This is a genomic window from Paenibacillus apiarius (assembly GCF_017052585.1).
Taxonomy (GTDB): Bacteria; Bacillota; Bacilli; order Paenibacillales; family Paenibacillaceae; genus Paenibacillus_B; species Paenibacillus_B apiarius.
In genome coordinates this window covers 959,294-974,543 of the sequence record NZ_JAFFHZ010000001.1, presented here as the reverse complement: position 1 = coordinate 974,543, position 15,250 = coordinate 959,294, and the positions used below count along the sequence as shown (strand labels likewise).

General features: G+C 50.7%; 18 protein-coding genes and 2 tRNA genes. 13 read left to right on the top strand and 7 right to left on the bottom strand.

Going from position 1 to position 15,250, the window contains the following annotated elements:
* Window positions 1–10 precede the first annotated feature (10 nt).
* Both feoB and JSQ80_RS04485 read right to left on the bottom strand, forming a co-directional pair.
* Entirely contained in the window at window positions 11–2,041 is a 2,031-nt protein-coding gene (feoB, locus tag JSQ80_RS04490; protein WP_206094499.1) for a ferrous iron transport protein B, read from the bottom strand.
* Window positions 2,038–2,301, bottom strand: coding sequence for a FeoA family protein (locus tag JSQ80_RS04485; protein WP_206094498.1), 264 nt, complete (start codon window positions 2,299–2,301; stop codon window positions 2,038–2,040). Before JSQ80_RS04485 ends, feoB begins: the two co-directional genes overlap by 4 nt.
* A 265-nt stretch (window positions 2,302–2,566) precedes the next feature.
* Between JSQ80_RS04485 and JSQ80_RS04480 the strand changes: the two genes are divergently transcribed.
* Window positions 2,567–3,547 carry an aldolase catalytic domain-containing protein gene (locus JSQ80_RS04480; RefSeq protein WP_206094497.1) on the top strand — a complete coding sequence of 327 codons (981 nt, stop codon included), beginning with the start codon at window positions 2,567–2,569 and terminating at the stop codon, window positions 3,545–3,547.
* Between the two features lie 58 nt (window positions 3,548–3,605).
* Here JSQ80_RS04480 and JSQ80_RS04475 read toward each other — a convergent pair whose 3' ends face one another.
* Both JSQ80_RS04475 and JSQ80_RS04470 read right to left on the bottom strand, forming a co-directional pair.
* A complete protein-coding gene (locus tag JSQ80_RS04475; protein WP_206094496.1) occupies window positions 3,606–3,869 on the bottom strand; it encodes an HD family phosphohydrolase in 264 nt (87 codons plus the stop codon).
* Complete coding sequence (locus JSQ80_RS04470) at window positions 3,866–4,192, bottom strand: YbjQ family protein (protein ID WP_019421390.1); 327 nt, start codon at window positions 4,190–4,192, stop codon at window positions 3,866–3,868. The genes JSQ80_RS04475 and JSQ80_RS04470 overlap by 4 nt, the downstream gene beginning before the upstream one ends.
* Before the next feature lie 226 nt (window positions 4,193–4,418).
* Here JSQ80_RS04470 and JSQ80_RS04465 point away from each other — a divergent pair, with 226 nt between their 5' ends.
* The 7 genes from JSQ80_RS04465 to JSQ80_RS04435 all read left to right on the top strand — a co-directional run bounded on the left by JSQ80_RS04465 (window position 4,419) and on the right by JSQ80_RS04435 (window position 9,829).
* A complete protein-coding gene (locus tag JSQ80_RS04465) occupies window positions 4,419–5,414 on the top strand; it encodes a LacI family DNA-binding transcriptional regulator (RefSeq protein WP_087433378.1) in 996 nt (331 codons plus the stop codon).
* 111 nt (window positions 5,415–5,525) lie between these two features.
* Window positions 5,526–6,365, top strand: coding sequence for a histidine kinase (locus JSQ80_RS04460; protein ID WP_206094495.1), 840 nt, complete (start codon window positions 5,526–5,528; stop codon window positions 6,363–6,365).
* Between the two features lie 23 nt (window positions 6,366–6,388).
* Entirely contained in the window at window positions 6,389–7,051 is a 663-nt protein-coding gene (locus JSQ80_RS04455) for a response regulator (protein ID WP_087433380.1), read from the top strand.
* 111 nt (window positions 7,052–7,162) lie between these two features.
* Window positions 7,163–7,239: transfer RNA gene (locus JSQ80_RS04450), tRNA-Pro, on the top strand.
* A 65-nt stretch (window positions 7,240–7,304) separates the two neighbouring features.
* Window positions 7,305–7,378 (top strand) — tRNA-Gly (locus JSQ80_RS04445).
* An 815-nt stretch (window positions 7,379–8,193) separates the two neighbouring features.
* Entirely contained in the window at window positions 8,194–8,871 is a 678-nt protein-coding gene (locus tag JSQ80_RS04440; RefSeq protein ID WP_206094494.1) for a pentapeptide repeat-containing protein, read from the top strand.
* 190 nt (window positions 8,872–9,061) lie between these two features.
* Complete coding sequence (locus JSQ80_RS04435) at window positions 9,062–9,829, top strand: class I SAM-dependent methyltransferase (RefSeq protein ID WP_206094493.1); 768 nt, start codon at window positions 9,062–9,064, stop codon at window positions 9,827–9,829.
* 61 nt (window positions 9,830–9,890) lie between these two features.
* On the opposite strand, the gene JSQ80_RS04430 is transcribed toward JSQ80_RS04435, so the two are convergent.
* The 3 genes from JSQ80_RS04430 to JSQ80_RS04420 form a co-directional block, all read right to left on the bottom strand.
* On the bottom strand, window positions 9,891–10,841 hold the full coding sequence (locus tag JSQ80_RS04430) for a GDP-mannose 4,6-dehydratase (protein WP_087433383.1): 951 nt from the start codon (window positions 10,839–10,841) through the stop codon (window positions 9,891–9,893).
* A 166-nt stretch (window positions 10,842–11,007) separates the two neighbouring features.
* Window positions 11,008–11,442, bottom strand: coding sequence for an ImmA/IrrE family metallo-endopeptidase (locus JSQ80_RS04425; protein WP_206094492.1), 435 nt, complete (start codon window positions 11,440–11,442; stop codon window positions 11,008–11,010).
* A 21-nt stretch (window positions 11,443–11,463) separates the two neighbouring features.
* On the bottom strand, window positions 11,464–11,916 hold the full coding sequence (locus tag JSQ80_RS04420) for a helix-turn-helix domain-containing protein (RefSeq protein WP_087433385.1): 453 nt from the start codon (window positions 11,914–11,916) through the stop codon (window positions 11,464–11,466).
* A gap of 278 nt (window positions 11,917–12,194) precedes the next feature.
* Here JSQ80_RS04420 and JSQ80_RS04415 point away from each other — a divergent pair, with 278 nt between their 5' ends.
* From JSQ80_RS04415 to JSQ80_RS04395, 5 genes are all read left to right on the top strand, one after another.
* On the top strand, window positions 12,195–12,617 hold the full coding sequence (locus JSQ80_RS04415; protein ID WP_206094491.1) for an ArpU family phage packaging/lysis transcriptional regulator: 423 nt from the start codon (window positions 12,195–12,197) through the stop codon (window positions 12,615–12,617).
* 224 nt (window positions 12,618–12,841) lie between these two features.
* Complete coding sequence (locus tag JSQ80_RS04410; RefSeq protein ID WP_206094490.1) at window positions 12,842–13,285, top strand: phage tail terminator family protein; 444 nt, start codon at window positions 12,842–12,844, stop codon at window positions 13,283–13,285.
* Window positions 13,257–13,460, top strand: a complete 204-nt coding sequence (locus JSQ80_RS04405) for a hypothetical protein (protein ID WP_087433388.1) — start codon at window positions 13,257–13,259, stop codon at window positions 13,458–13,460. The genes JSQ80_RS04410 and JSQ80_RS04405 overlap by 29 nt, the downstream gene beginning before the upstream one ends.
* Entirely contained in the window at window positions 13,460–14,776 is a 1,317-nt protein-coding gene (locus JSQ80_RS04400) for a phage tail sheath family protein (RefSeq protein ID WP_206094489.1), read from the top strand. Before JSQ80_RS04405 ends, JSQ80_RS04400 begins: the two co-directional genes overlap by 1 nt.
* Before the next feature lies 1 nt (window position 14,777).
* Window positions 14,778–15,239: a phage tail tube protein gene (locus tag JSQ80_RS04395; protein WP_087433390.1), complete on the top strand. Its 462-nt coding sequence runs from the start codon at window positions 14,778–14,780 to the stop codon at window positions 15,237–15,239.
* Window positions 15,240–15,250: the final 11 nt, after the last annotated feature.

The following is a 15,250-nucleotide window of genomic DNA, read 5'->3' as shown; positions in this document are numbered from 1 at the left end:
GACCTTCTTCCTAAGCATAGCCGAGCAGCCGCCCGACGCCGGTAATGAGGAGCGCAACAACGTAAGCAATGACGAAGGAATATCCGATTGCGAACGCCGTCCAGCCCCATGAAGACGTCTCTTTGCGCAATATTCCGACCGTTGCCAGACATGGGACGTACAGAAGAATAAATGCGCAGAACGTAAAGGCGGATAGCGGCGTAAAGGCTTGGGCAATTTGCGCTTCCAATAGCGCCGCATCCGGAGCATGATAGATGATATTCATGGTCGATACGACAATTTCTTTGGCCAAAAAGCCGGTAATTAAGGCTGCTCCGGCCTGCCAAGTTCCGAATCCGAGCGGAATGAACAGCGGTGCGAGCAAGCCGCCGATGCGGGCCAAGAAGCTGTCGTCCATCTCTACTCCGAATCCGCCCGGCCCCGCATAAGTCATGAGCCAGATTAACACCGACCCTCCCAGAATGAAGGTTCCGGCTTTGCGGACAAAGCCTTTCCCTTTCTCCCACGTGCTGCGGAACAGGGTCTGCCATTGCGGCATGCGGTACGGCGGGAGCTCTACGACGAATACGCTTTGCTCTTCCTTCATCAACCGCTTCGTGAAGAGCTTCGCGAGCAACAAGGAAAGCACGATGCCAAGCAAATAAAGCGAGAGCACGACCAGCGCCTGATGGCTTTCAAAAAAGACGCCGGCAAACAGGGCATAGACCGACAGACGTGCTGAACAGGACATGAGGGGCACGAGCAGCGTCGTAACGAGCCGTTCCCGCGGCTGTTCGATCGTGCGGGCGGCCATGATGCCGGGCACGTTGCAGCCGAAGCCGATGACGAAGGGGATGAACGCTTTGCCGTTCAATCCGACGGCTTCCATCAGCCGGTCCATGACGATCGTAACCCGCGCCATATAACCCGAATCTTCGATGAACGAGATGAACAAGAACAGGATGAAAATTTGCGGCACGAAGACGAGCACGCCGCCCACACCGGCGATAATGCCTTCCTCCAGGAGCGCATGGGTAAAGGATGAAGCGCCAATGGTCTCTAACAAGGACGAAACGCCGGCGGTTAACGGACCCGAGAAGAAGGCATCCAATGCATCCGAGAGCGGAGTGCCGAGCCATTCAAAGGTCGCTTTGAACATCAGATATAGGATACCGATAAATATCGGAATGCCGAGCCAACGGTTGGTGACGATCGCATCGATTCGTTCGGTGAGAGTGTGGGGCTTCCGTTCATTCATGTTCACCGAAGATGACAACACTTCGCGGATGAAGGAGTTCCGCACCAACCGCAGATGCTGCGCCAAGTGCAGTGCCTGACCATGAGCGCGCAACTGATGTTCGGTCTCCTCGCATATCGAGTCCAGACGTCTCGTCTGAACGGGATCGAGTCTGCCGCGCACCCAGCGATGAACCTCCTCATTGCGCTCCAAGTATTGCAGCGCCACCCAACGAAGAGGCACATTCGTTTCCGGGAGCACGGCGCTCATTTGCGCAACCGCCGCTTCCACTTCATCGCCATAATCCAAGTGGAACGCTGCTGGCTCGTTGGGGGATTCGGATCGCGCAGACTGCAGCTGCGCGATAATGTCCGCTATGCCTTGCTTGCGCCGGGCGTTGACCGGAATAACCTTGACTTGAAGCGCTTCGGACAGCTTGTTCGCGTCGATGCGGATGCCGCGGCCTTCCGCTACGTCGTTCATATTCAGCGCGACATAGGTTGGAACGCCATACTCCAATAATTGGACGGTCAGATATAGATTGCGTTCAAGCTGGGAGGCGTCTACGACATTCAGTAATGTATCCGGGGTTTCACGCAGCAAATATTGAACCGCTACGCCCTCGTCACGCGACATCGGATGCAACGAGTATATGCCAGGCAAATCGATCAATGTTCCAGATTGGCGATGAAGCTGTCCGACTTTCTTCTCGACGGTGACGCCGGTCCAGTTGCCGACGTATTCATAGGAACGGGTTAGCGCATTGAATAGGGAAGTCTTGCCGGTATTCGGATTGCCGACAAGCGCCGTCGTCCAGGTCGTCATAGGTGCGTCACCCCGATAAGCCGGGCAACGCTCCGCCGGATTCCGAACAATTGTCCGTTGGCTTCAAGCGTAAGCGGTCCGCCGAACAGGCTGGCGCGCTTCATGTGCACGCAAGTTCCTTCTTCAACCCCCAGATCCAGCAAGCGGCGGAATATGCTTGCATGAACACGGGTCAAATCACAGATGCAAGCCTGTTGTCCGGGTTTAAGCGCACTTAGAGTGGTATTGATGTCAGCAGCAGTCGATGGCTGTGTGCTCATGGGAATCATCCTTCTTTCTATCGTTTGCAGCTTTCAAGTCTATTCAATCAAGTTGGAATGATAATCTTTATCACTATGAATAAATTGAACTTATCATATGATTTGTGTAAAAACATGTGATTTTTCTCATGGAAAATACATATTTTATGTGAATGTTCGGCGATGTGACTCAATTAATCGCAAAAAACAGGTTATTTTGCTTTGCTTTATGTGAAAGTTTCCATTAGAATGGAGAGAAAATTATTTTTGCAAAGGAGATAGCGGGATGAAAACGAATCATTGCAAAATTATCGACTGCACGATTCGCGATGGCGGACTTGTGAACAACTGGGATTTCAGCGTAGAATTTGTGCAAAGCCTGTATGCCTCATTGAATGAAGCAGGCGTCGATTATATGGAAATTGGCTACAAAAATTCGCCGAAGCTGTTGAAGGGCGCTGACGAAGCAGGTCCTTGGCGATTTTTGGATGACGATTTCTTGAAAAAAGTCATTCCGCAAAAAGGCACCACGAAGCTGTCGGCGCTGGTTGACATCGGCCGCGTGGACGAGAACGACATTTTGCCGCGCAGCGAGAGCCTGCTCGACTTAATCCGTATTGCTTGCTACATTAAGGATGTCGACAAAGCGCTCGATCTGGTGAACGTGTTCCATGAACGCGGTTATGAGACGACGTTGAATATTATGGCGCTGTCCAATGTAATGGAGAACGACTTGGTGGAAGCATTCGCCATGATTAAAGAAAGTCCGGTCGATGTGGTCTACGTCGTTGATTCTTACGGCAGCCTTGATCATAATGATATTCATTACCTGGTAAACAAATTTAAAGAACATCTGCCGAATAAACGGCTTGGCGTGCACACGCACAATAATATGCAGCTTGCTTTCTCGAATACGCTCGTTGCGGCGGAAATCGGTGTTGAAATGCTGGATGCATCGGTGTATGGCATGGGCCGGGGCGCGGGGAACTGTCCTACGGAGCTGCTGCTGACTCACTTGAAGAACAGCAAGTATCAAATGCGTTCGGTGCTGGGCTTTATCGAGAACTTCATGCTGCAGACGCGCGAGAAATGGGAGTGGGGATATCTGATCCCTTACCTCGTCACGGGTACGCTTGACGAGCATCCGCGCTCGGCCATGGCCCTGTTAGCATCGGAGGATCGGGACAAATATTTGGAATTCTATGATCAGATGACGACGCCGGAAGTGAATTTCAACCAGAAGAGTCAGAAACGTTCGGAATCATAACGTAACCTATACAGCGACCGCCCTCCTCTCCGGTACCGGAGAGGAGGGCGGTTATTTATTATTGGTTCACGCGCACATATTTGCGCTCTCCCGACTTGGGATTGTAGTACACTTGGTATTTGAAGCCGTCACGAGGGTCGATGAAGACTTCTTTCGTAGGGACGAAATCACCGTTCACTCCGATTGCATCCAGCGGATTATCGTATTGCTTATAACGCTTATCAAAATATTTCTTGCCGATAATAATAAGAATGATTAGACCAAGCAGAGGAAGCCCGTATATGATGAGGGCCGCCACTAGAACATTGAGTGCCGTCGTCATGCATGCACCGGCTTCAGCTTGACGACGGTTCCATAGGCTACAATTTCGCTCATATTCTGGCCGACATCGCCGCTGTCGAAGCGCATCATCGTGATGGCGTCTCCGCCCATTGCATGCGCGTTCTCAATCATGCGGTCCATGGCCTGACGGCGCGCGTCTTCAATCATTTGCGTATATTGCTTTACTTCGCCGCCGACCAAGCCTTTTAACGACGCCATAATATCTCCGCCGATTCCGCGGGCGCGCACGACTACGCCGAAGGCCGTGCCCATTACTTCAGTCACTTCATAATTTGCGATACGCTCTGTTGTCACTACGATCATGGAACGCTCATCTCCTTTTCCCCTTTAAGAAGTTGTTAACTAAGGTAAGGGTGTCCTGAGGATACTGTTTTTATAATCATACGGGAGCCGCTTCATTTCGTTTCAAGGATTTAATGAATGAAAAAGTATATTCAAATTTATTGGAATAACGCTTTAAATTCGTTATTATTTATACTAGATGTTGCAAGCCTATCCAATACGACGAAGCTATGAGGAGAGAAGGCTAATGAAAGTCAGTATTTTTGATGTGGCCAAAAAAGCTGGCTTGTCCGTTGTGACGGTATCCCGTGTCTTGAACAACGCAAGTACCGTTCGAGAGAAAAATCGTCAAAAGGTACTGCAGGCGATGAAAGAACTGGACTATCATCCCAATGCGGCGGCACGCAGCTTAGCGAAAGGAAAAACAGGCGTAATCGGAATGATCGTAACTACGCTACAGGATTCATATTTGGACAATATCGTGCAGACGGTGTCGGTTCTTTTGCGGGATCATGGATACTATTTGGCCTTGTCCGTAGCCAACCATCCCTTGGAGGAGGGGGCGGGGAGCTATCTCATTCAGGAGGATCGCGTAGATGGCCTGCTCATATTAGCAGCCGTTGATGAAGAGCCTTACGTGATGGAGTTGAAAAAACGTAAAATTCCTTTTGTGCTTATCGATAACCAAAAGAATCATCCGGCAGTGTCAAGTGTGACGGTCGATAACTTCAAGGGAGGATATGAAGCGGCAAAGCATCTTATTGATTTGGGGCACCGATCGATCGCCCATATTCAAGGGCCGCCATATTTCCTGAGTGCAACCGAACGTGAAAGGGGTTTCATGCAGGCGCTGAAAGAGGAGGGGCTGGAGCCATTCTCCCTCGAACCAGGAGAATTCACTATTCAATCCGGATATGAAGTCGTGCAAAAATGGTTGGCGCAAGGTGATCTGCCGACCGGGCTGTTCGCTGCAGACGATTTCACTGCGATCGGCGCTGTCAATGCGCTGCGGCAAGCGGGCCTCCGGATTCCGGACGACATATCCGTCATTGGCTATGACGATCAAGCGCTGGCTTCCGAGCTAAGGCCAAGATTGACGACCATTCGCCAACCTGCCGTACAAATGGGCAAAATGGCGGTAGATGTGCTGATGAAACAAATCAATGGCGTGAACAAACGCAGCACTACGTTGAAGCTTAATCCAGAAATCATAGTACGAGAGTCAACAGCTCCACCGCAGTAGAGTCACTGGGAATGTGGCTGTGACATCATTGCGGCAACTTCACTGAAGCATGAAGGTCCTTCTTAGGATGTGCCTCATGCTTTTATTGTTTGGGTTAGGAGGAGAAGCGCCGTGAGCGACAAAATGATTAAACGACTCATCTTATGGATACCGACGATTACGATCGGCTTATGGGAGTATGTTCGTCACTCCTTCCTGCTGCCCTATCTATCGATGGATATGGGAAATATTCTTGCCCCGGTCATCGTCTTCATCGTGTCTGCCACGCTGCTGACCAGATTGTTCAAGCTGCTGGACGATACGCAGGCGACTCTGCGCAGGGAGCAGCAGACCAAGGCGGCGCTGGAAGAACGGGAGCGTTTGGCCCAGGAGCTTCATGATGGAATCTCGCAATCGTTGTTCATGTTGTCTGTCAAAATCGATCGGCTGGAGGCCGCGTCTACGGAAGAAAAGCGCGACCAGCTGGACAAGCTGCGCCAGACGGTGCGCCACGTCTATGACGATGTGCGCCAAGCGATTGCCAACCTGAGAACGGCGCCTCAAGAGGCGGATTTCTCTTGGTCTTTGCAATTGATGCACATGATTGAAGACAGCAAGAAGGATACGGAGTGGCAGGTCGAAGTCCGATGGAATTTACCGGAGGAAGCGCTCTCGATTAAGGAGAAAATCGCGCTGTTCTCCTGTGTTCGGGAGGCGCTGACGAACGTGCGCAAGCACGCGGATGCGCAGACGGTTCAGGTCATAGGGGAACAGAGCCCCGGCGGATTTTACTGCGAAGTGCGGGATGACGGAGTCGGCTTCAGCAGCGATCCGTTCGCCGAATCGGGCAAGTACGGCTTGAAAATGCTCCGGGATCGCACTCGCAACATGGGCTGGAGCTTGCATGTGGAACGTGTGGCGCAGCAGACAACCGTGCTGCGCGTATGCAAAGAATCAAGGCCAGAAGCGTGACAGACAAAAAGGAGGTTTTATTTATGAATTCGCTGCCGGAAAACGCATTTCGCGTACTTATTGCAGACGACCATGCGCATGCCCGTGAAGGAATGCGTGACATTTTGTCCATCGATCCTTCCTTTATTATCGTTGGCGAAGCGGTAAATGGCGAAGAAGCGCTCGCTATGACGGAAACGGTAATGCCTGATTTGATTTTGATGGACATCTCGATGCCGATGATGGACGGACTAGAAGCGACCAAGCGCATTAAAGAGCGATTCCCCTATGTTAAAATTGTAATGGTAACGGTATCCGATGATATTACCCATTTATTCGAAGCGTTGAAAAAAGGGGCGCAGGGCTATTTGCTCAAAAACTTGCAGCCTTCGGCATGGCATGAATATTTGCGCGCCATCGCCATAGACGAAGCGCCAATGTCGAAGGAGCTTGCCTTCCGCATCCTGCAGGAGTTCTCGCCCAAAGGGCCGAATAAGCCTCCGGCAGCGACACCGCTTACTTCACGTGAACGTGAAATATTGGAGCGGGTGGCGAAGGGCGAATCCAATAAAGAAATTGCTGCGCAATTTTCGCTGTCCGAGCATACCGTGAAAAATCACTTGAAAAATATTTTGCAAAAGCTTCACCTCGAGAATCGAGTCCAATTGACACGTTACGCGCTTGAGCATGGGCTCGTCGATAATTAAGAAGGTGTGATCGAGAGACTGGAATATATAATTGCAAGAAATTGCTTGCGTAATGGCGTTAAATATGATATATTCAATGTTGTCACTAGTTGTTGACACCTTAACGTCTGTCGGGACGTAGCTCAGCTTGGTAGAGCACTTGGTTTGGGACCAAGGGGTCGCATGTTCAAATCGTGTCGTCCCGACCATGAATTTCTAACTGTCACACACTCCAGTCTGCGTTATTCTTAGCTAGAGTGTGTTTTTGTAATTTGCGGGTGTAGTTCAATGGTAGAACAGCGGCTTCCCAAGCCGCCGGCGTGGGTTCGATTCCCATCACCCGCTCCAAGAGCATTATGGGATAGGAAGCGAACCCAAGGGTTCGGCCGCCCGTAAATACTTCGGTGAAATACCCAAAGTAGGGCGCGCGTCAACATTACCTCTAAGCGAGTCGAAGGCTCATTTAGAATCAGATGTTGAATATTCCCATCACCCGCTCCAAGAGCAACTTGTTGTCAGGACCAATTTTTTCTTCATAACCTTTACCCTTTTTAAGCCTTGGTTTTTCCAAGGCTTTTTTTAATTGAATTTTGTCCTTCAGTCAGCAAACAACGATGACAGAATCGCTTAGAGCCTATTTATGTCTGGTCGAATAATTGCGCTCCAACTGCAATTGTACAGTTGAAAGTTCCCTTTTTGCGGTTTTCATCATGCTGTTCTGCGAATGTGCAGTACATTTTCACGTTATCGCACAAATAATCGTAATATCCTCCCGTTGAACTGCACATTTGCAGCTCAAACGCCAAAAAGAGCTGGATTTCGCAAGAGCAACTGCACAAATGCAGCTCGGCGTCACCTTTCCTCTTCATTCAGAATGGTGGCCATTTGCTATCTTTCAGCAACATTATATAATGGGGCTTAGCTCCATTCTCCCATGCCGTCAGGATAGGATAAAGCTGAGGAGAAATGACATGCTCTATTACATATGGATACGACGCGATGATTCTATTTGATAGAAGGAAGTACACTGGAGTCGAGCATCGGACTGGCATTTTCTGAAGGAAGGGGAGAATGAAGCAAAGGGATTGTTGGGGCAAACAAAACTGTCTTTGTTTGAGCGAATCTTTTTGTGCACAACTATCAAGAGGCAAGGAGATGCAAGCGTGGATAAGAAAAAACAGAAGAACACCGTTGTTTCACCGCCTAGATTACCCAAGGAGTTAGAACAGCTGGACAAGCTCGATTTTACGGATAGGGAGATCTATACCGAAGAGCTGTTTCAGATTGGGATTGTCGAAAATGAAGTGATCGGACATCAGGTTGCTGAAAGAGTCTGTTTTGACCAAGTTATCTTTAAAAATGTGACGTTTGAGCAACTCAGCCTTCATAAGCTTGAATTAACAGACGTTATTTTTGAAAAATGTGACCTGTCTAATATAGATTTAAGTGACGCAATCATGCACAGAGTGGAAATGAATGACTGCAAAATGTTGGGGCTGAATTTGCTTGGATCGACTTTGCGAAATGTATTGTTTCATAATTGCTCCGCGGATTTTGCGACCTTTCGCTTTGCCAACTGCAAGCAGGTGAAATTCGAACACTCGTCCTTATGCAACGCCGATTTTTACAGGTCGGAATTAACAAAAGTGGAGTTATGCGAATCAAATCTGGATCAAGCTCAAATGTCAGGCACTAAATTAGCGGGAATCGATCTAAGCACCTGCCGCTTCAATGGCTTGGGCGCAACGCTGGAAGATCTGCAGGGCTGCATGATTTCCCCGGAGCAAGCGGTCGTGTTGTCCAGAACGTTTGGCCTCATTATCAAAGAAACAGACGTGTAGTGGTAATTTTTGGTTTGCATCTTGTCTAACAATCTAGTATGCTGTTAAATATTTCCGAAGAAAGTGAGTGATTCACATGACAGTCAGCTCTTTGCAAGCGAATATTTTATTCAAGGTGCGGAAGAGTTGAGAGCAATCACGTTCTTAAAATAACCGTTCTTCCGTTCCTCAAATAACGGAGGGAAAGAACATGTTCAGCTATTACGGGGAACTTAGTGCGGAAGTTTATGATTTTACGAAACCGGTCGGACATTCCATTAATGGAGACATTGAATATTACCGTGAACGGCTGCGCACCTGCAGTGGTCGCATATTGGAGGCTGGAATCGGCACCGGCCGCATGCTGATTCCGTTGCTGGAAGCCGGGATGAAGGTGGATGGCATCGATTATTCCGCGGAGATGCTGGCTGTGTGTCGGACACGGATGGCGGAACGCAACTTGCACGCCGATTTATATGAAGGCAACTTACAGCAGTTTTCCTTGCCGCATAATTATGAAGCGATCATAATGCCTGCCGGCACCTTTTTGCTCATCGAAAAGCGGGAAGAGTCAATTCATGCATTGAAATGCATATATGAGCATCTTGTGCCAGGGGGCCGTTTTATTGTCGACATTTTTCTGCCTGATTATAGTGGCATTGATTTTTCTATCGGCAATGTCCATACGACGACCCATGTGCTGCCATACGGAGATCTGATTACAATGGAGCAAAAAGTGGTCGAGGTTGATTTTCTCCATCAACATCAGGTGTCTTATTTAAAATATGAAAAATGGCGGGAAGGAAAATTAATACAGACGGAGCTGCAGCGGTTCGCGCTGCGATGGTACGGAGTCGAGGAGCTCAAGCTGCTGCTGGAGAGCGTCGGATTTAACGACATTGTATGCTCGGCCGATTACGAGTTCGGTGCCAAGCCAGCTCGCGAGACGCAAATGTTCACGTTCGAGGCACGGAAATGACGATTAACTAAATCACTAAAAAGGAACCGCCACTCTGCAATAGAGTGGCGGTTTTTTTCGTTTACACACGCTCGCGCCAATAGTTGAGCAAATCGCGCAATGTCTGCTCAAAAGGAATCTCTGGCTTCCAGCCCGTGTGCTTTGAGAATTTGGTCATGTCGCCGAGTAAAATCTCAACGTCCGACGGTCGCATGCGGCTTGGGTCCGGCACGATGTCAATCGAGACGGTACTCATGGAGAGCAGCATGTCGAGCATTTCGCGTATGGTGACGCAGGAGCCCGATGCGATATTGTAGCAATCTCCCGCCTCGCCATGTTCAAGCGCAAGCCAATAAGCCCGAACGACGTCGCGCACATCGGTGAAGTCGCGCTTCGCATTCAAGTTGCCGACCGACACTTTCGAAGGGCGGATGCCTTTTTCGATCTCGGCAATCTGCTTGGCGAAGTTGGACGTAACGAATTGCTCTCCGCGGCGCGGTCCGGTGTGGTTAAAGGTACGGGTGCGGATGACATGAAGGCCGTAGCTTTTGAAATATTGGTAACCGAGATAGTCCTGCGCCGCTTTGCTCACAGCGTACGGGCTTAACGGGCGCAGCGGATTTTCTTCCCGAATCGGCGTTTCGTCCGGCTCGACATGGCCATATTCTTCACTGGAACAGGCGATCTGAATGCGGCAATCGAGATCCAGCCGCCGCACCGCTTCAAAAATGTTCAACTGTCCGGCAACATTGTTATGAATGGTGTCGATAGGGGAGTTCCATGATGTAGGGACAAAGCTTTGCGCGGCCAAATGAAAAATAAGATCGGGACGTTCCTGCGTCAAGAGCGACTCGACGGAGAAAGGATCGCGCAGCTCGCATTCCACAAGGTGAACCTGATCTTGAATGTGGAGGATATGCTCCATGCGGCTGCGATTGCGAATCGTGCCGATGACCTCTACGTTGTTATCGAGCAAATATTCCGCCATATGACTTCCGACGAAACCGGAGATCCCGGTGACAAGCGCCTTCATGTAAATGGTCTCACCTCTCAGATTAATAGCATACACCCATAGTTCGGCTTTACCCTATACTATGTGGAGTAGGCAGAAAAGGGTGACGGCATTTATACCGATCGGCGCTGCATTATAGGGAAAAAAACGGGATACGAAGTATGATCCATACTTTCGCATCCCGCGCTTATTCTCGATCGGATTCGATTGGAAGAAACTTTGCCATTTCCGGCGGAATGCCATTGCGCGCGCAATATATCTCCCGCGTCTCGCCAGCCACGCATTCTTGGTCCGCCAGCAGAAGCTGCAGCGCAAATTGATTGGCCTGCCGTTCGAATTTGCCGACTTGAAACAAGGTATGGCGCTCGATAAAAAAGTGGCCGACTCCCTTATGGAGCCGGTCATGAGCGAGCTCGTGCGCGCACACAAAGCGCTGCCATTCAAACGGTAGATCTGAATTAATGACAATATAGCGGCGGCGAAGCTTGCGGAAATAAAAGCCGCGCGTCGAGTTGCCAAGCTGCGTCAGCTGAACTTGAATGTTAACGTGCTGTGCAAGCTGAAAAGGGCAGTTCGTCTTATATTTTCGAATTAACGATCGTACAATCTTCTCTACATCCATGAGATGCACCTCGCGGATAAGTTAGTCGGTATGTTGTGTTCGGTTTCGGTTCAGCTTCCGCTTATTTCTTTTCTTCGCATCCCAGAACAAGGCCTCCAGTACCTGGATGACCCGCTCGCGATCATCCTCTTCGATCGGGACGCCATCGAACATAATCTCCGCATCTTCTTCAAGCAATTTCTTGAAATCCCGCTTATCCTTCCACGTGGCCCATTCCGGTATGGATTCGTGAGGACTTACGGTCAAAGGCATCGGATTATCGATGCGGCCGAGCAAATAGTCGCTTGACGTGTGCAGCAGATCGGCGAGCCGCCCGATGATGTCGCTTGGCGGCGTCGTGCGCCCCGCCTCATAATTGGCTACATTGGCCCGCTTCATGCCAAGCTCGTGTGCAACATCGTCTTGAGATAAGCCTTGCTTGAGCCTCATTTCTTTAATGCGAGAACCTACACGTTCTTTGTTCGTCTCTGACATCGTTATCACCCTTATTTTTCACATATGTTCATAAATTCATGATTGACGTTCATTTTATGAGCATGGTATGCTTGCAGTATATCATACGGGAACAAATGTTCGCAACATGATTTATGAGTTGTTTACAATGAACAACGTCTATTGTATATAGTTGTTTACAATAACTCAAGAGCTTTTCGAAGCCAAACAAGAACCCTTTATAGCGCTTATATAGTTATTTAAAGTAACAATGTTGCTTAGTGTGTTGGTATTATAAACGAACTGAAGGAGTGACGGCGATGTTGGCAACGGTAAACCGGACGGCGACGCGAAAAATGGTGGAGCAGCAGTTATCATTGGCGTGCTTGTACAAACGCGCGGGAGTGGTGCGGCGGGAAATGAGAATGACCCCCGCCTATGAACCGAGGTTCCATGGGGCGACGAATCAGGTAGGCAAGCCTGTCGAGGCGGCTGCTGTTCATAATGTGGACAAGGAAGCTTATATGAAGTCGGTGCATGACAATGTGATGAAGGCGGTCGCGCATCTTGGGGAAACGGAAAGAGAGGTGATTGAATGCTGCTACCTCGATCCGTACGCGCACAAGCCGGATTACTTATTATGCCATGAGTTGAACGTCAGCGAGCGCACGTTCCGCCGCATTAAAGCACGGGCCGTGATGGAGCTGGCCTTCATGCTGGGGGTAGAAGTATTTGAGGATTGAAGGAATCAAGGAACCATATTGTCCGAAGGAGATGCTGCAGTTGAGCCCGTATTTCGCCGCTTGTCCTCTTGATGGCCGGATGATGGCACGCCGTTGGACGGGACACGGTGCTAAGATGATAGTGTGAGGTTGTGGGCATTTGGCAGGGCAGCCTTGCAATAGAAGACCGTTTGCGGCCAAGCTGCCGAACGGTTTTTTTGCATCTATGAACAGGAGGTGAAGGCTTGCGGAGCTATGATATTCGGCAAGGAGTGATGCGGCGAGTGCGGGAACGCTTCCCGGACATCCCTGTGCTGGAGGCGGAGGAGCGGACGGACGAGGCAGCGCCGTGCTTTGTCGTCAAGCTCGTGCGGGGCGAACGGGAGCGCGTCGGTGAACGCCGCTACTTGGCGCAGGCGGCGGTCGAAGTTCATTATTATCCCGCCGTCCTGGATGCTTCCGTCCATGATGCGGCCGATGCGCTGTACGAAGTGCTGGAGCTGATCGAGGCGGACGGCGGCTTATGCCGGGGAACGGGCTGGAAGCATGAGATTGCGGAGCGCACGCTGCGGTTTCAGGTGCAGTATGAGCTGATGTTGACGCGTTCACGGGAAGAGGCGAGCAAGATGAATTCGATGAAGCAGGAGGGACGCATTCGAGATGCAGAACCGCGAGATGGACAAGCGTAATACCCGGCAAGCTGCCCCGGACACCGCTTATGCGAAGGGACAGTGGCTGGAAGCGAAGGAATGGGGCGCGGGCGAGCGGGACATGCTGCACGCGCTCTTGCAAGAGAACGAACGGTACACGAAGGCGCAAGTCAATGCGCTGCTACAACATTTTCTAATTCAGGAGGTAAAGTGATGGCTGGAGGAACATGGATGACTCAGAACAAGGTAAGACCAGGCGTATATGTGCGCTTTCAGGGGGATGCCGCTCCGATGGGAGCGATTGGAGAACGGGGCGTAGTGGCGCTGCCGTTGAAGCTGAGCTGGGGACCGGCGAAGCAAGTGCTCGAATTGCATGCGGGGGAGCCGGTATTCGAACAGCTCGGCTACGAGCTGACGGATGAGGCTCTGCTGCTCGTGCGTGAAGCGTTCAAGCGGGCGAAGACGGTCCTGTTGTACCGCTTGAATGAAGGAGCCAAGGCGGCAGCGACTCATAAAGAACTGAAGGTGAAGGCGCGCCACGGCGGCGTGCGCGGCAACGACATTCAACTCGCGGTGCAGCCGAACGTCGACGACGACACGAAGGTGGATGTCATTACGAAAGTTGGCGGACGCGTGGTGGATAGTCAGACCGTCAAGCAAGCCGAACAATTGACAGCCAACGCTTGGGTGGAATTCGAAGGCGCAGGAGCGATTGAGGGGATTGCGGGACTTCCGCTCACCGGAGGCGACGACGGCAGCGTGTCGAATGCGGAGCACGTGTCTTTCCTCGATGCGATTGCCGTGCATGATTTCCATACGGTCGCGCTGACTTCGGCGGACGCGGCGTTATGTTCCGTATATGCGGCATTTGTGAAGCGGATGCGCGAAGACGAGGGCAAGAAGGTGCAGGCGGTTATGGCTCAATATCCGACGGCAGACAGCGAGGGCGTCATCAGCGTGAAAAATGGCGTCAAGCTGGCAGACGGCACCGTGCTGAACGCGGCGCAGGCAACCGCCTGGGTTGCAGCGGCGACGGCAGCGGCGGCAATGAACGAATCGCTGACGTATAACGCATACGAGGACGCGGTCGACGCCGATATCCGCATGACGAACAGCCAAGTGGAGGAAGCGCTGCGCAAGGGCGAGTTCGTGTTCGTTCATCAGCGCGGACGCGCCGTGGTGGAGCAGGATATCAACAGCTTGTCGACTTATTCGCCGGACAAAGGGCAGCCGTTCTCCAAAAACCGCGTTATCCGCGTATTGGACGGCATTGCGAACGATATGAAGCGCATTTTCGAAACGGCGTATGTCGGCAAAACGAACAACAACGAAGAAGGGCGCCAATTGTTCCGCGCGGAGTGCATTGCTTATTTGGATCAGTTGCAGCGTTTGAATGCCATTCAGCCTTTTGACGCGCAGACGGACGTGCTGGTTGCGCAGGGCGAGGCTTCGGACAGCATCGTCATTCAATTGACGGTGCAGCCGGTCGATGCAGTAGAGAAAATTTACATGAAAGTGAAGGTGAAGTAAGATGGGTTTCTTACAGGCAAAAGATACGATTTCCGGCCGTGAGGGCAGCGCATTTGCGCAAATTAACGGCAAAAACGAGGAAATGTTTTATATCAAGACGCTGGAAGCGAAGATCGAAAAGCAGAAGGCGGAGATTAAGACGCTTGGCAGCCGCGCCACGCAACACAAGACAGCGGGCTGGTCAGGAACGGGCAGCATGACCATCTATTACATGACGCCGTTGTTCCGCCAGATGATGCTGGAATATATCAAGAATGGCAAAGACACGAATTTCACGATTCAAGTGACGAACGAGGACCCGACCTCTTCCATCGGAGCACAAACCGTCACGTTGAAAAATGTCAACCTGAACAGCGTCGTCATGGCGAAGCTCGATACGGAAAGTGACGTGCTGGAGGAAGAAGTGGAATTTACGTTTGATGATGTCGATATTTTAAATAACTTTTCCAACCCTTCCGTGTAATTTAAAATAAC